The organism is Blautia sp. HCP3S3_H10_2, from assembly GCF_052122375.1.
Lineage (GTDB): Bacteria > Bacillota > Clostridia > Lachnospirales > Lachnospiraceae > Blautia_A.
Genome location: NZ_JBQKCL010000001.1, coordinates 275,174 through 294,606 on the forward strand (window position 1 = coordinate 275,174; position 19,433 = coordinate 294,606).

Consider the following 19,433-nt stretch of genomic DNA (forward strand, 5'->3'; position numbering starts at 1 on the left):
TCAGTACAGCTATTAAAATTAAAACACATAGTTTGGACCTCCTTATTGTTTTATGTATCAGCTGATTACAAATAAGATTGTAATATATTTGTAACAATTAAACAATAGGAGGTCACTGGGAGCTCTTCCAGATTCTGGAAATAGTGATTGTTCACTCTGTGCCGGTAACTGGAATGGGCGGTTATTTCAAAAATAAATGGATCAGTTTATCATAAATTCTTCGATAAGGCTGGTACCTCATAGGCAGGTCAATCCAGGTCTTCTTATCTACAATACTCTTATAATGGGAAAAAGTTTCAAACCCTTTTTCACCATGATAACTTCCCATACCACTTTCTCCAAATCCGCCAAATGGCATTTCGCTGGTGGCCAGGTGAATGATCACATCGTTGATGCATCCACCGCCAAAACCACATTCTGAGGTAACTTTTTCACAGACAGACTTGTTCTGCGAAAAAAGATAAAGTGCCAGAGGATGGGCCATGGAATTGACCTTGTGAATCACATCGTCTATAGAGTCAAACGTAAGTACCGGGAGAACCGGTCCGAAAATTTCTTCCTGCATTACTGCATCGTCAAAAGTCACCTGATCCATAACAGTAGGTTCAATCTGTAAGGTCGTGGGATTTAGATTGCCGCCGCAGATAACTTTGGCTGGATCAATCAGTCCCTGAATGCGGTTAAAATGCTTTTCATTGATGATTTTTCCATAATTTTTATTATCAAGGGGAGACTTTCCAAACTGTTTCCGGATCTGTTTCTGAATCTGCTTCAGAAGCTCTTCCTTCACATTCTTGTGGCAGTAAATGTAGTCTGGTGCTACGCAGGTCTGACCACAGTTCAGGTATTTTCCGAAAACGATACGCTTGGCAGCAAGCTTGACATTTGCCGACTGATCCACAATACAAGGGCTTTTTCCGCCAAGCTCCAGGGTGACTGGTGTCAGATGTTCGCTTGCGTGACGCATAACTTCTTTTCCTACAGCCTGGCTGCCGGTGAAAAAGATATAGTCGAAGTGTTCCTGGAGAAGACAGGAATTTTCCTCACGACCGCCCATGACGACAGCAACATATTCCTCGGGGAAGCATTCCCGTACGATCTCGCAGATGATCTGGCTGGTGGCAGGTGAATATGCGCTGGGTTTCAGGACAGCAGTATTTCCGGCGGTGATGGCATCTACCAGTGGCTCAAAAGTGAGAAGAAATGGATAGTTCCAGGGGCTCATGATCAGGGTAACGCCGTAAGGAGATGGTTTCATGTAGCTTCTGGAATGGAACTGGGCAAGTGGTGTGTGCACGGTCTTTTCCCTGGAAAGGGAACGGATGTTTTTCAGCATGTAAGTGATTTCGCTGAGGACAAGACCGGATTCACACATATAACTTTCGAAGCTGCTTTTTCCAAGGTCTGTATGCAGGGCGGCGTTGATCTGCTCCTGATGGGACTGGATGGAGGTTTGCAGTTTTTTTATGGCATTGATGCGAAAATCAATGTCTAAGGTAGCACCTGTGTAAAAATAGGTTCGTTGTCTTCGGATGATTTCCTGGATTGCTTCCTGGGTCATAAGAAAGTCCTTTCTGATTGTGTGGTGGTTGATTGTGGGAGCGCCAAGGGCGGGGCACAATCGACTTTCATTCATGGTTGTGTCTGCGTAAGCAGACCTGTCCTTTTAATTAGGCATCAGCATATAGTAGAATTTTTCAAGCTCCTTCGCATCCATCAGGACAGGAACCGGATACAGTGGATTGGCTTCTTTGTCTGCATAATGGGATAGCTTCGGAATATCTTCTTCCTGGATTTCCGGGATGGTGTCGCCGATCCCGAAGCGGGCCTTCATGTCTTTGATAGCCTGGATAAAGCTTTGGGCAGCTTCTTTTACCGGTGTTTCTTTGGTAGCAACGCCTGCTGCAACGGCAAGGGCTGCCAGCTTTTTATAAATGGTTTCTCCGTAAGCTTCCAAAACATAGGGAAGCAGTATGGCATTTGCAAGTCCGTGAGGTACATTATACTGTCCGCCAAGGGAATGGGCAACTGCGTGTACATAGCCGACATAGGATTTGGTAAAGGCACATCCGGCAAAATAGGAGGCACGGAGCATATTCCGGCGGGCTTCTTTGTTAGAACCGTCTGTATATGCGGTGTCCAGATTTTCGAAAATCAGTTTGACCGCATCAAGAGCGTTCTTTCGGGTGCCTGGTGTGGTGGAATTTCCGATATAAGCCTCTACGGCATGGGTCAGTGCGTCCATACCTGTGGTGGCCGTGATAAATGGGGGAAGACTTAAGGTCACTTTGGGATCCAGAACTGCATAGCGCGGAATCAATGGGAAATCATTGATAGCGTATTTATGCCTCGTATCGGCGTCCACAATAACAGCTGCCAGTGTGGTTTCACTTCCGGTTCCTGCTGTAGTGGGAACCGCAATAAGAAGGGGGAGCTTTTTGTGAACTTTCAGAATCCCTTTCATTTTTGCCAGAGACTGGCGTGGTTTGGCAACTCTGGCGCCTACGGCTTTGGCACAGTCCATACTGGAACCGCCTCCGAAGCCAATGATAGCACTGCAGTTATTTGTGTGGTAAAGTTCCAGTGCCTCTGCTACATTCTCTGTGGTAGGATTAGCCACTGTTTTGTCATAAAGGATATAAGAAATGCCATTGTCTGTCAACGCTTTTTCCAGGCGCTGGGTAAGGCCAAGCTTATGGATACCGGCGTCGGTGATGATCAAAATATTCTCACATTTCTTCTTTTTCAGAATGTCTGGAACTGCCTTCAGGCTGCCAATGATTTCCGGATTTCGGTAGGGCAGGAAAGGAAGGGCAAATTTAAATACATTCTGGAAAATTCTGCAGTAAATTTTCTTTATTGGATTCATAAATGGTTTCTCACTTTCTAGAGCGTGTTTGAAAAAGGTTTTCTGCAAGATGTGCGTCAAAATTTGTGGGAGATTTTGTCTGATTGCGGGAATGATTTTTTTTCCACGCTCTGGGACTGTAAATTATTGTACAAATTTTATCACATATGAAATTATAACATGGAATCAAATATTGTAAAGGTAAAATATTTTTAATATCAAGATATTATGAGGCCAGGGGAAAAAGCAGATACTCGACTGATTTGGATTCTTGTGTTATACTAAAAAAAATATTCCTGCGCATGTTTTAAACAGGCTTTGGAGTGTGTTTCAAATGAGGAGGCATTTTATGAGTGAACAGTCAGAGGAGAAAAAGGGAAAGAAAAATATCTGTATGGGGCTGCTGGCTCATGTAGATGCAGGAAAAACTACATTGTCAGAAGCTCTTTTATATTTAAGCGGGAAAATCCGCAAGCTGGGAAGGGTGGATCACAAGGATGCATATCTGGATACTTCTCCTTTGGAAAGGGAGCGGGGAATCACCATTTTTTCCAAGCAGGCAGTGCTGGAATTTCCAGAGACCAGAGTGAACATTCTGGATACGCCTGGGCATGTGGATTTTTCTGCTGAGATGGAACGTACCTTGCAGGTACTGGATTATGCAGTTTTGCTGATTAACGGAGCGGATGGTGTACAGGGACATACTGTGACGTTGTGGAAGCTGTTGGAGCGTTATGAGATTCCCACATTTATTTTTGTGAATAAAATGGATCAGGATGGAACTGATCACGATGCACTTCTGAAAGAACTGAAAAAGCGGCTGAACGAGAATTGTACGGATTTTTCAGAAGTAGGAAAGACAGAAGAATTTCTGGAAAGCATTGCCATGTGCGATGAGGCACTTTTGGAAAAATATCTGGAAACAGGGGAAGTGTCAGCGGAAGAAATTACGGAGTTGATTGCCGGACGAGAGATTTTTCCATGCTATTTTGGTTCTGCCTTGAAAATGGAGGGCGTAGAAAATCTGATAAGGGGGCTGGATACTTATACCAGACGTCCCATGTATCCGGAAACTTTCGGTGCAAAGGTTTACAAGATTGCCAGAGATGATCAGGGAAGCCGCCTTACCTATATGAAAATTACAGGGGGAACCTTGAAGGTAAAAGATCTTCTTACGACCAGCAAAGGAAATGTGGCAGCAGGAGATGAAATCTGGGAGGAAAAAGCAGACCAGATCAGGATTTACTCTGGAGCAAAGTTTGAGCTGGCAAAGGAGGCACCGGCAGGGACTGTCTGTGCAGTGACCGGTCTTAGCCATACTTTTCCAGGACAGGGACTTGGCGTGACCGAGAACTCCAATATGCCGGTGCTGGAGCCGGTGTTGAATTACCAGATCATATTGCCTGAGGGATGCGATGTACACCAGATGCTGAAAAAGCTGAAAGAGCTGGAGGAGGAAGATCCGCAGCTTCACATTGTCTGGGATGAGCAGCTTGGGGAGATCCATGCCATGCTTATGGGAGATGTACAGATCGAGATCCTGAAGCGACTGATCTGGGAACGTTTTCATGTGGCGGTGGATTTTGGTGCGGGAAACATTGTATATAAGGAAACAATTGCATCACCAGTGGAAGGTGTGGGACATTTTGAGCCCTTGCGTCATTATGCAGAGGTGCATCTTCTTCTGGAACCGGGAGAGCCTAGAAGTGGACTGCAGTTTTTTACAGCCTGCAGCGAAGATGTGCTGGACCGGAACTGGCAGCGTCTGATCCTTACCCATCTGGAGGAAAAAGAGCACAAGGGAGTGCTGACCGGTGCTCCGGTTACGGATATGCAGATCACCTTATTAACTGGACGGGCACATCTGAAGCATACAGAAGGCGGAGATTTCCGCCAGGCTACTTACCGCGCAGTGCGTCAGGGGCTGAAAAAGGCAAAAAGTATTCTTCTGGAGCCGTATTATGAATTCCGGCTTGAGGTCCCTGTGGACACGGTAGGTCGTGCCATGACCGACATTCAGAAAATGCAGGGAAGCCTTTTGCCTATGGAAACAGAAGATACCACTGCGATCCTGAAAGGGAAAGCCCCTGTTTCGGCTATGCGGGATTACCAGAAAGAAGTGATTTCCTATACAAGAGGAATGGGCAGGCTGTTTTGCAGTCTGAAAGGTTATGAGCCTTGCAGAAACCAGGATGAGATCGTAGAAGCGATGGGGTATGATTCTGAGCGCGATCTGGAGAATCCTACCGGTTCTGTGTTCTGTGCCCATGGGGCTGGCTTTGTAGTGCCCTGGTACCAGGTGGAAGAGTATATGCATCTGGAAACAGGAATTATGACAGAATTTGATGATGACCTAAGTGAAGAGGAAGGAAATTCAGCGGGAAATGATGTGCAGAGACAGAAGGGTGATGGAACAGACCGGATGGCAGCTGGTAAAGGAAGAAGTAGTTACCAGCCTCCGGAATCTGCCTACCGTGACAGCTACGAGGATGACAAGGAGCTTCAGGCGATTTTTGAACGTACCTTCGGCCCGGTAAAAAGAGACCGGATGTCTTCCTATAAGAAAGTGGTGAGTGCACCGTCTTATTCTGGCAGCGGTTCATCCAGAAAAAAGGATCAGGAAGAATATCTTCTTGTGGACGGATATAACATCATTTTTGCATGGCCGGAACTGAAAGAACTTGCGGATGCAGATGTCCGTGCAGCACAGACGAAGCTGATGGATATTCTCAGTAACTATCAGGGATATAAGAAATGCACGCTGATTCTGGTATTTGACGCATATAAGGTTGAAGGGCATCAGGAAGAGGTGTTTGCTTATCATAATATTCATGTGGTTTATACCAAAGAAGCGGAAACGGCAGATCAGTATATTGAGAAAACAGTTCACAAAATCGGCCGGCAGCATCAGGTGACCGTTGCAACTTCAGATGGTCTGGAGCAGATCATCATTATGGGACAGGGGGCAAACCGTATTTCTGCAAGGGGACTGAAAGAAGAAATCGAAGAGACCGGAAAGCAGCTCCGCCAGGAATGGCACCAGCGCCGTCTGTCCAGCCATACCTATCTGTTTGACCATGCAGATGAGAAGACCGCAAAGCTGATGGAAGATGTCCGTCTTGGCAAAAAGAAATTGTAATTTTTCACAAAAAATGATGAAGATACATTTGGCTATTTCTGACAAAAATAATTGATAATCAAACTTTCTTTTTGAAATAATCTGAAAAATATGATATTATTTAACTAATATGAAACTCCTTGACCGTGACTGATTGAGATAGGCAAGGAGTTTTCTATTTGGTTATTATGTATGGTAGAAAGGATGTGAATCAGATTGTTTGCAACAGGAGAATATGTGATTTATGGAAGTGCAGGAATCTGCCAGGTGGTAGATGTAACGACAATGGAGATGGATGGTGTCCCTAAAGACCGTCTGTACTATGTGCTTCGCCCGGAAAATGGCAATGGAGGCACGATTTTTACACCGGTAGATCATACCAAGGTAGTGCTTCGCAGAATGATGACGAAAGAAGAAGTGGAAGATCTTCTGGGGGATATGCCGAAGCTGGAAACGCTTCAGATCTCCAATGAAAAATTAAGGGAGAATGCGTACCGGGAATGTATGAAAAGCTGTGACAGCCGTGAACTGGTTCGGATGATCAAGACCATATACCTGCGGAAAAAAGAACGTATCTCTTGTGGAAAAAAAGCAACAGCCACAGATGAGCGCTATCTGAAACTGGCAGAAGACAGTCTTTATTCTGAATTTTCCCATCTTCTTGGAATCCCCAAAAATGAAATGGTAGACTATATCCAAAAGAAAATAGAAAGTGAATAAAAAAGGACAGCCAGCTGCAATTTGACAAAAAGTACATCATCTGATAAGGTAATGGACAAAGAGAATGCTGTTCACAGTAAAACGGCAAAGAACTGTTGACCAGCGTGCAGATTACAGGAATGACATCTGGGGCACGCATTAGGGCGGCAGTGATAAAGGAGATGTGCAGAAATGAGAGAGAAGCTCACACAGAAAGATGTGGAGAAAATCGAGCAGGAAATTGAACACCGCAAGCTGGTTATCCGTAAAGAAGCTATTGAAGCGGTAAAAGAAGCCCGTGCCCAGGGAGATTTAAGCGAGAATTTTGAATATTACGCTGCCAAGCGTCATAAGAACCAGAATGAGAGCCGTATCCGTTACCTGGAGAATATGCTGAAGACGGCTACCATTGTTTCTGATAAATCAGGAAATGACGAGGTAGGAATGGATGATATTGTAGAAGTGTATTTTGAGGAAGATGATGAAATCGAGAAATATAAGCTGGTTACATCCATTCGTGGAAATTCCATGGAAAACCGGATCAGTATTGATTCCCCAATTGGTATGGCATTAAAAGGCCACAAGGTTGGCGACCGGGTGGAAGTTAAGGTCAATGACAATTACAGCTATTTTCTTGAAATCCGTTCCATTGACAAGACACATTCCGAGGAGGAAGAAATCAGAGGATTTTAATTTTGCAGAAAGCCCGAGATTTGCGGCGCGAAATCATGTGAATGCATGATTTTTTGTGCATCGCAAAGGGGTTACTGTGCACGGAGTGAACAGTAACTATTGGCATATAGATTCCCCATGAATCATGTTAAGAGATTTAACAATTATTTTAACATGGTTTGTGGGGATTTTTTTACATAATAATTCCGAAGAAACCCAGCAAAATCAATTATCAAACAAAAATTTTACATTTCTAACCGTCCGATTTTACATTTCTCTCATAAAGAAAAATTCCCATTTGTAAAGTATTTTACATAGATTTAACATTACCCTCACCTGAAACTTTACATAGCTCACTTATATTGAATTCATAACCAAAAGACAAAAGAACCCAATGAAATAAACAAAAAAGAGGATAAAAAAGGAGAGGAAACGAAATGGATTTTTTTAGTATTCTGACAATGGTCGGAGGATTGGCAATGTTCCTGTATGGAATGCAGGTCATGGGTGACGGTCTGGAAAAATTATCTGGCGGTAAACTGGAAAAGATTCTGGAAAATCTTTCATCCAACCGTGTGAAAGCGGTTCTGGTTGGCGCAGCAGTTACTGCCATCATCCAGTCATCATCAGCAACCACTGTTATGGTAGTTGGTTTTGTAAACTCAGGTATTATGCACTTATCCCAGGCTGTTGGATTTATTATGGGAGCAAACATCGGTACTACTATTACTGCATGGATTCTCAGTCTGGCTGGAATTGAGAGTTCCAATTTCTTTGTAAGACTTTTAAATCCAAGTTCATTTTCCCCAATTCTGGCACTTATAGGTGTGATTTTTATTGTCTTCCTTCATGATGAAAAGAAGAAAGATATCGGAAATATTCTGGTCGGATTTGCAGTATTGATGTTCGGAATGAACACCATGAGTGGCGCTGTGAAGCCTCTCGCTCAGGTTCCGGAATTTACGAACATTCTGTTGAAATTCTCCAATCCTGTTTTGGGTGTGCTGGCAGGTGCACTGCTGACTGCAATTATCCAGTCTTCTTCAGCATCTGTTGGTATTCTTCAGGCGCTTTGCGTAACAGGAGCTGTTCGTTATGGTACCGCGCTTCCGATTATTATGGGACAGAACATCGGAACCTGTATCACAGCCATGCTTTCTTCCATCGGTGCAACGAAAAATGCAAAACGTGCTGCAATCGTTCATCTGTACTTTAATATTGTAGGAACTGTTGCATTTATGATTGTATTTTATGTGCTTAACGGATTTTTACATTTCTCATTTATTAATGAAGTGGCAGGACCTGCCGGAATCGCAGTGATCCACAGTGCATTTAACATCATTGCAACTGTAGTACTTCTCCCATTTGGAGATTTACTTGTAAAAATGGCATGTGCAACTGTCCGTGATACAAAAGAGGAAAAAGCGATTTCTGCAGAAGATCAGGAATTTATGATTCTGGAATCCCGTTTCCTTAGCAACCCTGGTATTGCTATTGAACAGAGCAAAACTGCCGCGAAAAAAATGGCTGAACAGTCAAGAAATGCTTTGAACCTTTCTTTCGGACTTCTTGATAAATTCGATGAAGAAACAGCTTTCCGTGTAGAGAAAATCGAAGCCAAGGTTGACCGTTACGAGGATGAACTTGGAACTTATCTGATTAAATTAAATCAGAAAGATCTTTCTCTGGAAGACAGCCACAGTCTGTCTATTATGCTTCATTGTATTGGAGATTTCGAGCGTATTTCCGACCATGCTCTTAGCATTATGAAATCTGCAAAGGAAATTGCAGAGAAAAATACCAGCTTTTCCGATAAAGCGGTGCAGGAACTTCATGTTATGGAAAAAGCTGTGGCAGATATTGTTGATAAAGCCTACAATGTTTTTGCAAATCAGGATTTAAGGCAGGCAGAAGAAATTGAGCCATTGGAAGAAGTGATCGATGAGCTTAGCCATGAACTGAAAAGGCGCCATGTAAATCGTCTTCGTGCAGGAGAATGTACCATTGAAATGGGATTTGTCCTTTCGGATATTACAACCAGCCTGGAGAGAATTGCAGACCACTGTTCCAACATTGGTGTCTGTGTTACCCAGGTGCGGGAAGATCTTTACGATACCCACAGCCATCTTGATACTGTGAAAAACGCTCCGGGAGAACATTTTCACCATGAAATTGAGGTTGCCCGTGTGAACTATATGCTTCCGTAACCGGAAGGACAAACGTTGCCAGCTGCTGTTTATTGGGGAAGATCCTGTAAATGGCAGCTGGTAACCTGATTTTTACCATGACTTTACCTGCATGTACTTGTACAAGATTAAAAAAAAACGTATACTGAAAAATAATATAGGAAAGCGGATGCCAGATACTGGCACGGGAATACTCATGGGAGGAGAGAACTGGAAAATGATTTTTTGTGTTGAAGATGATAACAATATTCGTGATCTGTTAGTATATACATTGGAGACGACCGGATTTCATGCAAGAGGACTGGTAGACTCCCAGGAATTATGGAAAGCTCTTGCGGAAGAGGAACCGGAGCTGATCCTTCTGGATATTATGCTTCCAGGTGAGGATGGCTATTCCATTCTGGATAAGCTGAAGAAATCTAGTGGAACCAGAGACATTCCGATTATTATGGTAACAGCTAAGGAAGCTGAATTTGACAAGGTACGTGCCCTGGAATCAGGGGCAGATGACTATATTACCAAACCCTTTGGAATGATGGAATTTATTGCCAGAGTGAAAGCAGTCCTTCGCCGCAGCAGCCGTCATGGAGATGACAGGGAGCTTCGCTGTGAGGAACTGAGCATTTTTCCGGGACGTCATCAGGTCTACTGTGGTGACCAGCAGGTGGAACTTACCCGGAAGGAGTTTGAGCTTCTTCTTTACCTGATGGAAAACAGGGGAATCGTTATGACCAGGGACCAGATTCTGTGCCATATATGGGGCTATGATTTTGACGGCGAGACCAGAACTGTGGATGTGCATGTGCGAACCCTCCGTCAGAAGCTGGGGGATACTGGCAGACTGGTAGAAACTGTCCGTGGTGTAGGTTATAGAATGGCAGACAAGGGAGGCAGTCAGGGATGAAAAAGAAAATCCTAAGTCATACCAGTATCATGATCATTCTCACCGTTATCCTCACCTTTATAGCTGCCAGCTTCGTAATGTATGACAAGTTTGACAGCGCCATGAAAAAAAGTGTCCGTGATGAAGCTGAATATGTAAAAGTGGGAATGGAAGAAGCGGGAGAGGGCTATTTGAATGAAAATGTAGGGAAAGCAACCGGAACCCGTATTACTCTTACAGATGAAGTGGGAAATGTTCTTTATGACAATGAAGCAGATGCGGCAAAGCTTCCTAACCATAGCGACCGTCCGGAATTTGTAAAAGCCATGGAAGACGGACAGGGAGAAGTTGTCCGCTATTCAGAGACACTGGCCAAGCAGACATTTTATTATGCAGTAAAGCTGTCAGATGGGAAAATTCTTCGTCTGGCAAAAACTACGGACAGTGTGTTCCATACCCTGCTAAGCAGCTTTGTCTGGCTGGGGCTTTTGATGATACTGATCATTCTGGTGGAAATCGTGCTGGTACAAAAGCAGACACAGAATCTGATAGAGCCGGTGAACAATCTGGATCTGGAGCACCCTCTGGATAACGTATGCTATGAAGAACTTCGGCCTCTGCTTATGCGGGTTGATCAGCAGAATAAGCAGATTGCAAGCCAGCTGGAGGAATTGAAGAAAACAGAGGCTGTACGAAGGGAATTTTCCGCAAATGTGTCCCATGAGCTGAAAACTCCGTTGATGTCCATTTCTGGTTATGCAGAGTTGATGATGAATGGAATGGTGCGCCCGGAGAATATAGCAGATTTTTCCGGACGTATTTATAAAGAAGCGAACCGATTGGGAAATCTGGTGGCAGATATCATCCAGCTGTCCCGTCTGGATGAACAGCAGGATCAGGTGGTTTCCATGGAAAATGTGGATCTGGATGAACTGGCAGAGGATGTGGTAAACAATCTTAGGGATCATGCCAAAAAGAAGGATATTTCCATAGAATATCATGGTGTGCCGGTTACCATCCAGGGCGTACGTCACGTTCTCTACGAGATGCTGTACAATATAGCGGACAATGCGGTGCGGTATACCAATCAGGGGGGACACATTCATATCTATGTGGGAAAAAAAGGTGGAAGGCCTTTCTACCGTGTGGAGGATGACGGAATCGGAATTCCGAAAGAGGAACAGAAGAGAATATTTGAAAGATTTTACCGGGTAGATAAAAGTCATTCCCGGCAGACCGGAGGAACCGGTCTGGGTCTGTCTATCGTAAAGCATGGCGCAACACTGCATCATGCACAGATCAATGTAGACAGTGACCTTGGAAAAGGTACAAAAATGGAGCTGCTTTTTTAAGCGGCTCCTTTTGTACGCTTTAAATAAACATTTTAAACTTCACTCAGGGCATCCTCATCAGCCACAATGATTGCATTGGGATGGAACTGAAGGATGGAAGCCGGACACTTAGGCGTAACAGGTCCTTTGATGGCAGCAGCGAGAGCTTTTGCTTTATTTTTGCCATTGGCAACAAGAAGGATTGTCTTCGCACTCATAATGTTGCCAATTCCCATGGAGTATGCTTTACGCGGGACGTCAGCCTCGCTTGCAAAAAATCTTTTATTGGCCTGGATGGTAGCTTCCGTAAGGTCTACACAATGTGTACCAGCTTCAAAGTGATCATCAGGTTCGTTGAATCCGATGTGACCATTTGGTCCGATTCCGAGAAGCTGAAGATCTACAGTACCGATATTCTGAAGCAGGGTATTGTATGCTTCACAGCAGGCTGTTGCGTCAGAATTGGTGCCATCTGGAACAAAGGTATTCTCAATGGAAATGTTTACTCTGCTGAACAGATTTTTATTCATGAAGTAGCGATAACTCTGATCATTATTGCCATCCAGTCCCACATACTCATCCAGGTTTACGGATTTTACATGGGAAAAATCAAGAATTCCTTCTTCATACATTTGAACCAGCTGATCATAGGTACCAACTGGGGAAGAACCGGTAGCAAGTCCGAGGATGCAGTCTGGTTTCGATAAAATAACGCCGGCGATGATCGTTGCGGCAGTACGGCTCAGCTCATCGTAATTTTTTACTTTTATAATTTTCATCATTCAGATCTCCTTTTGCCTTTTATTTTCAAGACACTATCAGTATATCGTAAATTGAAGGGAAACGCTATAAATATTTCTGCTGTTTTTTGGATTCATATGTTTAAAATTGACAAGAATGGAATAGTCTGTTACGATAAATCATATGCAGTTTGGTAATATCTGTTAAAAAATTTAATATACAGAAACCAGGAGGTAAAAGTGATATGAAAAAGCCAGCATTAGTAGTAATGGCAGCCGGAATGGGAAGCAGATACGGCGGTCTGAAACAGATCGATCCTGTTGACAAAGATGGAGATATTATTATCGATTTTTCCATCTATGACGCTGTTCAGGCGGGATTTGAGAAAATCATATTTATTATAAAGAAAGAAAACGAAGCTGATTTCCGTGCAGCTATCGGTGATAAAGTGAGCAGACATGCGGAAGTTGTATTTGTGTTCCAGGATCTTTATAATCTGCCAGAAGGCTTTAAAGTTCCCGAAGGCCGTGTAAAACCATGGGGAACTGGCCATGCGATCATGAGCTGCATAGACGTGCTTGACGGATCTTTCGCAGTGATCAATGCAGACGATTATTATGGCCGCCACGCATTTAAGATGGCATATGATTTCCTTACCCAGAACCAGGAGAAAGATGGTATCTACCAGTATATGATGGTAGGATACAAGCTGGAGAATACTCTGACGGATAATGGGCATGTATCCAGAGGCGTTTGTGTGACAGATGAAGAAGGATATCTGAAGGACATTAACGAGCGGACCCATATTGAGAAGAGAAACGGCGGCGCAGCCTATACAGAGGATGACGGTGCTACCTGGAACGCGCTTCCGGTGGATGCTACAGTATCAATGAACATGTGGGGATTTTCTGCAAGCATCCTGAAGGAGCTAAAAGACAGATTCCCTGTATTTTTGAAAGAAAACATTGAAAAAAATCCTTTGAAATGTGAATATTTTCTTCCCTTCGTTGTGGACGAACTTCTCTGTGAGAAGAAGGCAACCGTCAAAGTGCTGAAATCTATGGATAAATGGTACGGTGTTACCTATAAAGAGGATAAGCCGGTTGTTGCTGCTGCTGTCCAGAAGATGAAAGATGATGGTCTTTATCCACAGAAGCTGTGGGATTAATAAGAAAAATTATGAAATGTGACCAATAAGTTCACAGGTAACATTAATAATGATTCAATAGTGAAAGTTGAAATCTATTGTAGAAAAATATAAATAGTGTTATGCTAGGTATAGTACTGGATTATGTTTGAAAATGTTTTCTGCAAAATCTCCCACAAAGTGGGACGGGTAGATTGCAGGAATGATTTTGAGGACACGGTCTGGAGCAGGTGTAAAAAGAGGAGGAAAATATTATGGCAATTTTAGTAACAGGTGGTGCAGGATATATTGGAAGCCACACAGTTGTAGAACTTCAGAATTCCGGTTACGACGTGGTAGTTCTGGATAATCTGTCCAATTCCAGTGAGAAGGCACTTGACAGAGTTTCCAAGATCACAGGGAAACCGGTGAAATTCTATAAAGCAGATATCCTTGACAGAGAAGCACTTAATGAGATTTTTGATAAAGAAGATATTGATTCCTGTATCCATTTCGCCGGACTGAAAGCAGTAGGCGAATCTGTAGTGAAGCCGTGGGAATATTATGAGAATAATATTGCAGGAACCCTGACTCTTGTAGATGTTATGAGAAAGCATAATGTAAAGAATATTATTTTCTCTTCTTCTGCAACTGTATACGGAGATCCGGCACAGATTCCGATCACAGAGGAATGCCCGAAGGGACAGTGCACCAATCCATATGGATGGACCAAATCCATGCTGGAGCAGGTTCTTACAGATATCCAGAAAGCAGATCCAGAGTGGAATGTAATGCTTCTTCGTTACTTTAACCCGATTGGTGCCCATAAGAGCGGAACGATCGGTGAGAATCCAAATGGTATCCCGAATAACCTTATGCCATATATCACACAGGTTGCTGTTGGTAAGCTGAAAGAGCTTGGTGTATTCGGTAATGACTATGACACCCCGGACGGAACTGGTGTGAGAGATTATATCCATGTAGTTGATCTTGCAAAGGGTCATGTAAAAGCTCTGAAGAAGATTGAAGAGAATCCAGGACTTGCGATTTATAACCTTGGTACTGGTAAAGGTTACAGCGTTCTTGACATTGTGAAGAATTTTGAAGCTGCAACTGGAGTGAAGATTCCATATGCGATCAAACCGCGTCGTGCAGGAGATATTGCAACCTGCTACTGTGATGCTTCCAAAGCAGCTAAGGAGCTGGGCTGGACTGCAGAAAATGGTATCCGTGAGATGTGCGAGGATTCCTGGAGATGGCAGAGCAATAATCCAAATGGATATGAAGATTAATATTGGATAGGAAGAATAATATAAAGGAATAATACATATGATTCAGAATCTGATTTTTGATGTGGGAGATGTATTACTGGAATACCGCTGGTTTGAGATGCTGACAAAGGATTACGGACTGTCAGAAGCGGAGGCCCGGCGGATTGGCGGGGAAATGTTTGACAATGAAATCTGGGTGCAGGGAATGGATGGTGGAAGAATTAGTCTTGCAGAAGCCATCTCCCGATATGAGAAGAAGTATCCAGAGGATGTAGAAGTTATGAGCTGGTTCCTTGGCAATGGAGAGCAGATGGCGGTGAAACGTCCGGAAATCTGGGAAAAGATCGCAATGCTAAAAGAAAAAGGATACAGAATATATATCCTGTCTAATTATTCTGAGGAATTATTCCATATGCATACCAATGGAGCTGCATTTCTTGATCTGTTAGATGGAGGCATAGTTTCTTATCAGGTGCATGCATTGAAACCGGATCGCGAGATTTATGAGATCCTGCTTGCCAGATATGATCTGGTGGCAGACCAGTGTCTGTTTTTTGATGACCGTGCTGATAATGTGGAAGGTGCCCGGAAAGTGGGAATCCATGCGATACAGGTTACATCAAGACAGATGTTGAATGAAACTTTAGATAAAATGCTTGCAGAATAGAATGAGTCGTCCCTCCGGGGGCGGCTTTTTCCAATCAATTATACATGCCTTGCTTTTCACATATAAGAATGTTAGAATGGCAGTATCCTGAAGAAAGGCAGGTGAATGTATGGAAAAAGTAATCATTATCGGTGCCGGACCAGCGGGGATTTCAGCGGCTTTGTATGCAGCGCGCGCAAACATGGATCCACTGGTGATCAATAACGGCATCGGAGCTTTGGAAAAAGCAGAGAAAATAGAGAATTATTATGGTATGGAACATCCGGTTTCCGGGAAAGAATTATTTGAGCGGGGAATTGCCCAGGCGAAGGCTCTTGGAGTTCGGATCCTGGAAGCCCAGGTCCTTGGAGTCGGAGGCTTTGACACCTTTCAGGTGAAAACCACGGTAGGTAACTTTGACACCATCAGTGTGATCCTGGCAACAGGAAGTAAGAGGAAAACTCCTGCAATCCCGGGGATCAAGGAATTCGAAGGAAGAGGAGTAAGCTACTGCGCTGTTTGTGATGCATTCTTTTACAGAGGCAAGGATGTGGCAGTACTTGGAAATAGTGATTTTGCCCTCCATGAAGCGGAAGAACTGGCACCTATGGCAGGTTCTGTGACCATCTATACAGATGGAAAGGAGCCGGAGTTTTCCAAAGAAGCTTCTTTTACAGTCAATACGATGCGAATCCAGTCCGTAGAAGGTGATGAGAAGGTAACAGGGCTGCGTTTGGCATACGAGCCGGAAAAAGAACCAGATCTGGCTGCCAGCTCAGAGGATTTGTCACAAGAGGCATTTGCCAGGGCAGATGGAATTTTCGTAGCACTGGGAACGGCTGGAAGTGCGGAAATGGCAAGACAGATGGGTGCTTCTCTTACCGAAAAAGGGAATATCAAAGTAAACGAAAAAATGGAGAGTACCATTCCAGGGCTTTTTGCAGCCGGTGACTGTACAGGAGGACTTCTGCAGGTTTCAAAGGCTGTTTACGATGGAGCCCAGGCCGGAATCAGTGCCAGCCAGTATGTAAGAAAAAAGCAGAGATAATCCAGAAGGCAGTGATTTATGTAGTAAATCGGAGGATTTAAAATCATTGAACTGAATATCAGTTATCAAAATAGAAAGGATGATAAATTTATGGCAAAAGTAATTACAACACAGAATTTTGAAGAAGAAGTATTAAAATCCCAGAAGCCGTTTCTCCTTGATTTCTGGGCAACCTGGTGCGGTCCGTGCATGCGTCAGGGACCAATCGTGGAAGAACTGGCAGAGGAAGGCTATGCAGTAGGAAAGCTGGATGTGGATCAGAATATGGAGATTGCGCAGCAGTTCCGCGTTATGAGCATTCCTACTCTGATCATTTTTAAGGACGGGGCAGAGGCACATCGTCTGGTTGGCCTGACAGACAAAGAAGATTTAAAGAAGCTTCTGGATGAGTAAGACAGATGAAGATATTACTTGCAGCTTGCAATGCAAAATATATACACTCCAATCTGGCTGTCTTTAACCTGAAAGCATATGCAAGAGAATATGACAGTCATATTATCCTTAGGGAATATACTATTAACCAGCAAAAGGATGATATTCTGAAGGATATTTACCGCAGTCATCCAGATGTGGTATGTGTATCCTGTTATATCTGGAATATTACCTTTGTAAGGGAGCTGATGCAGGATCTGAGAAAGATCCTGCCAGAGGTTCCATTCTGGGCCGGAGGCCCGGAAGTATCCTATGATGCAGAGGAATTCCTGAAAAAGAACCCGGCATTTGCTGGCGTTATGGTTGGGGAAGGGGAAGAGACATTCCTGGAGCTTGTGAAGCATTATGTAGATGGAACGGTTTCCCTGGAAGAGACCACAGGTCTTGTGTACCATAAACCGGACGGTACTGTCATAAATAACGGATGGCGCCAGACCATGGATCTGAGTAAGGTTCCATTTGTTTACGAAGACCTGAAAGATTTTGAAAACCGTATCATATATTACGAAAGCAGCCGTGGCTGTCCTTTTTCCTGCAGCTACTGTCTGTCCTCGGTGGATAAGAAGCTTCGTTTCCGGGCTCTTGAACTGGTCAAAAAAGAATTGCAGTTTTTCCTGGATCATAAGGTACCCCAGGTGAAATTTGTGGACAGAACCTTTAACTGCAGGCATGATCATGCAATGACAATCTGGCAGTATATCAAGGAACATGATAACGGAATTACCAATTTTCACTTTGAGATCTCAGCAGACCTTCTGAGAGAGAATGAACTGGAGCTTATGAGCACCATGCGCCCAGGATTGATTCAGCTGGAAATCGGCGTACAGTCTACAAATCCGGACACCATTCGTGCCATCCATAGAACGATGAATTTCGGGAAACTGGCAGAGATCGTAGACCGGATCCATAGTTTCCAGAATATCCACCAGCATCTGGATCTGATCGCAGGTCTTCCATATGAAGATTATGACAGCTTCCACCGATCTTTTAATGAGGTATACGCACTGCGTCCCCAGCAGCTTCAGCTTGGCTTTCTGAAGGTTCTGAAAGGCTCCCATATGCAAGAAATGACGAAAGCGTATGGAATCGTACATAAAGAACTGGAGCCATATGAAGTATTAGGAACCAGATGGCTGCTTTATGAGGATATTTTGCGGCTGAAAATGGTGGAAAGTATGGTGGAAGTGTATTATAATAGTGGACAGTTCCAGAACACCCTGTTATGTGTGGAGCCGATGTTTGGGGATGCTTTCACGTTATATGAGAAACTGGGACAGTTTTATGAGAAAAAAGGGTATTCCGAGATTTCTCATTCCAGAATGCGTCGTTATGAGATCCTTCTGGAGTTCGTGAAGGAAGAACTGAGAAATGCCAACACGGGCAGAGTAACGTGGGAAAAGGTGGCAGACAGTATAATCTACGATTTGTATCTGCGTGAGAACCTGAAAAGCCATCCATCTTTTGAATATGACCAGAAGCCATATGAGAAGGCAATCTGGGAGTACAGACGTCAGGAAAAAATACCGAAGACAGCTCATATTGAGGTGTTCCGCGATGGAAGAATACTGTTGTTTGATTATGAGAACCGGGACCCACTGCTTCACAATGCGGCAGTGAAGGAAATCCGGATATAAAGAGAGGTTTTATATTATGGGAATGTTTGATCCAAAGAAAAGAAAACTTGTGACTGCGATCATTGCTGTGATTCTTGTTCTGGCAATGGTGGTACCTACTGTTATTTCGCTGCTTCTGTAAGGAACATAAAGATGAGACTTGGAAAAGAGGCAATGGAAGCCCTGCAGGCAGAAATCTGCGGGCTTCTTGCGCCTGGAAATGAACTGGTTGTGGCAGGTGCTGTTGCCCTTAAGGGAACAGCACGGATCGCAAAAGAAAAGTATGATATTTTAAGAGAACATTTCTCAGAGAGCTTTCTGCGGGAAGCCAGGAATCTGGAAGTACTTTATGGAATTTCTGCGCTGGACCAGGTGAAGGGGCAGCCATTTGAAGAAGGTACTGTCTGGAAAGCTGCAAGGGCAGCCGGTGCCACTGCAATGTATGCCATGGGAGATGGGGGATTTTTAAGTGCCCTTTGGAAAATGGCAGAAGCCTCCCAGGTTGGCCTGGAAATGGAGTTTACCAAGGTTCCCATACGGCAGGAGACCATTGAAATCTGTGAGATCTTTGATCTTAATCCCTATAAGCTGGATGCGGGCGGCGCGGTTCTCATCGGTATTCCGGCTGGTGAGGCACTGGTGCAGGAATTGCGAAGAGAAGGAATCATGGCAGCAGTGATCGGTCAGACGAACCCAGGAAATGACAGAATGCTTTATTACAATGGAAATGGCAGATACCTGGAGCGTCCAGGAAAGGATGAGCTTTATAAGGTTTTGCCTATGCAGGCTGGAAGAATACAAAACAGGAGAACATAAAAG

17 protein-coding genes are annotated in these 19,433 nt (G+C 43.9%); 13 read left to right on the forward strand and 4 right to left on the reverse strand.

What is annotated here, in order from left to right; translation table 11 throughout:
* Positions 1 to 181: 181 nt before the first annotated feature.
* The 3 genes from ACTQWB_RS01255 to ACTQWB_RS01265 are packed head-to-tail and all read right to left on the reverse strand — an operon-like array spanning position 182 to position 3,038.
* Entirely contained in the window at positions 182 to 1,636 is a 1,455-nt protein-coding gene (locus ACTQWB_RS01255) for an aldehyde dehydrogenase (protein WP_441499981.1), read from the reverse strand.
* 30 nt (positions 1,637 to 1,666) lie between these two features.
* Positions 1,667 to 2,869, reverse strand: a complete 1,203-nt coding sequence (locus ACTQWB_RS01260; protein WP_441499982.1) for an iron-containing alcohol dehydrogenase — start codon at positions 2,867 to 2,869, stop codon at positions 1,667 to 1,669.
* A gap of 10 nt (positions 2,870 to 2,879) precedes the next feature.
* Positions 2,880 to 3,038, reverse strand: a complete 159-nt coding sequence (locus ACTQWB_RS01265) for a DUF6783 domain-containing protein (protein ID WP_441499983.1) — start codon at positions 3,036 to 3,038, stop codon at positions 2,880 to 2,882.
* 159 nt (positions 3,039 to 3,197) lie between these two features.
* Between ACTQWB_RS01265 and ACTQWB_RS01270 the strand changes: the two genes are divergently transcribed.
* The 6 genes from ACTQWB_RS01270 to ACTQWB_RS01295 all read left to right on the forward strand — a co-directional run bounded on the left by ACTQWB_RS01270 (position 3,198) and on the right by ACTQWB_RS01295 (position 11,758).
* Complete coding sequence (locus tag ACTQWB_RS01270) at positions 3,198 to 5,987, forward strand: NYN domain-containing protein (RefSeq protein ID WP_441499984.1); 2,790 nt, start codon at positions 3,198 to 3,200, stop codon at positions 5,985 to 5,987.
* A 195-nt stretch (positions 5,988 to 6,182) separates the two neighbouring features.
* Positions 6,183 to 6,686, forward strand: coding sequence for a CarD family transcriptional regulator (locus ACTQWB_RS01275; protein ID WP_441499985.1), 504 nt, complete (start codon positions 6,183 to 6,185; stop codon positions 6,684 to 6,686).
* A 171-nt stretch (positions 6,687 to 6,857) separates the two neighbouring features.
* A complete protein-coding gene (gene greA / locus ACTQWB_RS01280; protein ID WP_441499986.1) occupies positions 6,858 to 7,358 on the forward strand; it encodes a transcription elongation factor GreA in 501 nt (166 codons plus the stop codon).
* A gap of 416 nt (positions 7,359 to 7,774) precedes the next feature.
* On the forward strand, positions 7,775 to 9,544 hold the full coding sequence (locus ACTQWB_RS01285; protein ID WP_441499987.1) for a Na/Pi cotransporter family protein: 1,770 nt from the start codon (positions 7,775 to 7,777) through the stop codon (positions 9,542 to 9,544).
* A gap of 196 nt (positions 9,545 to 9,740) precedes the next feature.
* A complete protein-coding gene (locus ACTQWB_RS01290; RefSeq protein WP_441499988.1) occupies positions 9,741 to 10,427 on the forward strand; it encodes a response regulator transcription factor in 687 nt (228 codons plus the stop codon).
* Positions 10,424 to 11,758 carry an ATP-binding protein gene (locus ACTQWB_RS01295; RefSeq protein WP_441499989.1) on the forward strand — a complete coding sequence of 445 codons (1,335 nt, stop codon included), beginning with the start codon at positions 10,424 to 10,426 and terminating at the stop codon, positions 11,756 to 11,758. The genes ACTQWB_RS01290 and ACTQWB_RS01295 overlap by 4 nt, the downstream gene beginning before the upstream one ends.
* Before the next feature lie 32 nt (positions 11,759 to 11,790).
* On the opposite strand, the gene nagB is transcribed toward ACTQWB_RS01295, so the two are convergent.
* Positions 11,791 to 12,516 (reverse strand): glucosamine-6-phosphate deaminase, encoded by a 726-nt coding sequence (gene nagB / locus ACTQWB_RS01300; protein ID WP_441500105.1) that lies wholly within the window; start codon positions 12,514 to 12,516, stop codon positions 11,791 to 11,793.
* A gap of 206 nt (positions 12,517 to 12,722) precedes the next feature.
* Here nagB and ACTQWB_RS01305 point away from each other — a divergent pair, with 206 nt between their 5' ends.
* The 7 genes from ACTQWB_RS01305 (at position 12,723) to ACTQWB_RS01335 (ending at position 19,430) form a co-directional block, all read left to right on the forward strand.
* Positions 12,723 to 13,646: a sugar phosphate nucleotidyltransferase gene (locus ACTQWB_RS01305; RefSeq protein WP_441499990.1), complete on the forward strand. Its 924-nt coding sequence runs from the start codon at positions 12,723 to 12,725 to the stop codon at positions 13,644 to 13,646.
* A gap of 233 nt (positions 13,647 to 13,879) precedes the next feature.
* Positions 13,880 to 14,896, forward strand: coding sequence for a UDP-glucose 4-epimerase GalE (galE, locus tag ACTQWB_RS01310; protein ID WP_441499991.1), 1,017 nt, complete (start codon positions 13,880 to 13,882; stop codon positions 14,894 to 14,896).
* Between the two features lie 37 nt (positions 14,897 to 14,933).
* Positions 14,934 to 15,542: an HAD family hydrolase gene (locus tag ACTQWB_RS01315; protein ID WP_441499992.1), complete on the forward strand. Its 609-nt coding sequence runs from the start codon at positions 14,934 to 14,936 to the stop codon at positions 15,540 to 15,542.
* Positions 15,543 to 15,651: 109 nt separating this feature from the next.
* On the forward strand, positions 15,652 to 16,569 hold the full coding sequence (locus ACTQWB_RS01320) for an NAD(P)/FAD-dependent oxidoreductase (protein WP_441499993.1): 918 nt from the start codon (positions 15,652 to 15,654) through the stop codon (positions 16,567 to 16,569).
* Positions 16,570 to 16,659: 90 nt separating this feature from the next.
* Positions 16,660 to 16,962: a thioredoxin gene (gene trxA / locus ACTQWB_RS01325; protein WP_441499994.1), complete on the forward strand. Its 303-nt coding sequence runs from the start codon at positions 16,660 to 16,662 to the stop codon at positions 16,960 to 16,962.
* 5 nt (positions 16,963 to 16,967) lie between these two features.
* Positions 16,968 to 18,635: a B12-binding domain-containing radical SAM protein gene (locus ACTQWB_RS01330; protein WP_441499995.1), complete on the forward strand. Its 1,668-nt coding sequence runs from the start codon at positions 16,968 to 16,970 to the stop codon at positions 18,633 to 18,635.
* A 132-nt stretch (positions 18,636 to 18,767) separates the two neighbouring features.
* A complete protein-coding gene (locus ACTQWB_RS01335) occupies positions 18,768 to 19,430 on the forward strand; it encodes an AIR synthase-related protein (protein WP_441499996.1) in 663 nt (220 codons plus the stop codon).
* Positions 19,431 to 19,433 lie beyond the last annotated feature (3 nt).

Coding starts and splice junctions, on each gene's coding strand:
- ACTQWB_RS01255 (WP_441499981.1), bottom strand. CDS start 1,636: ATGAATGAAAGTCGATTGTGCCCCGCCCTTGGCGCTCCCACAATCAAC.
- ACTQWB_RS01260 (WP_441499982.1), bottom strand. CDS start 2,869: ATGAATCCAATAAAGAAAATTTACTGCAGAATTTTCCAGAATGTATTT.
- ACTQWB_RS01270 (WP_441499984.1), top strand. CDS start 3,198: ATGAGTGAACAGTCAGAGGAGAAAAAGGGAAAGAAAAATATCTGTATG.
- greA (WP_441499986.1), top strand. CDS start 6,858: ATGAGAGAGAAGCTCACACAGAAAGATGTGGAGAAAATCGAGCAGGAA.
- ACTQWB_RS01285 (WP_441499987.1), top strand. CDS start 7,775: ATGGATTTTTTTAGTATTCTGACAATGGTCGGAGGATTGGCAATGTTC.
- ACTQWB_RS01290 (WP_441499988.1), top strand. CDS start 9,741: ATGATTTTTTGTGTTGAAGATGATAACAATATTCGTGATCTGTTAGTA.
- ACTQWB_RS01295 (WP_441499989.1), top strand. CDS start 10,424: ATGAAAAAGAAAATCCTAAGTCATACCAGTATCATGATCATTCTCACC.
- nagB (WP_441500105.1), bottom strand. CDS start 12,516: ATGAAAATTATAAAAGTAAAAAATTACGATGAGCTGAGCCGTACTGCC.
- ACTQWB_RS01305 (WP_441499990.1), top strand. CDS start 12,723: ATGAAAAAGCCAGCATTAGTAGTAATGGCAGCCGGAATGGGAAGCAGA.
- galE (WP_441499991.1), top strand. CDS start 13,880: ATGGCAATTTTAGTAACAGGTGGTGCAGGATATATTGGAAGCCACACA.
- ACTQWB_RS01315 (WP_441499992.1), top strand. CDS start 14,934: ATGATTCAGAATCTGATTTTTGATGTGGGAGATGTATTACTGGAATAC.
- ACTQWB_RS01320 (WP_441499993.1), top strand. CDS start 15,652: ATGGAAAAAGTAATCATTATCGGTGCCGGACCAGCGGGGATTTCAGCG.
- trxA (WP_441499994.1), top strand. CDS start 16,660: ATGGCAAAAGTAATTACAACACAGAATTTTGAAGAAGAAGTATTAAAA.
- ACTQWB_RS01330 (WP_441499995.1), top strand. CDS start 16,968: ATGAAGATATTACTTGCAGCTTGCAATGCAAAATATATACACTCCAAT.
- ACTQWB_RS01335 (WP_441499996.1), top strand. CDS start 18,768: ATGAGACTTGGAAAAGAGGCAATGGAAGCCCTGCAGGCAGAAATCTGC.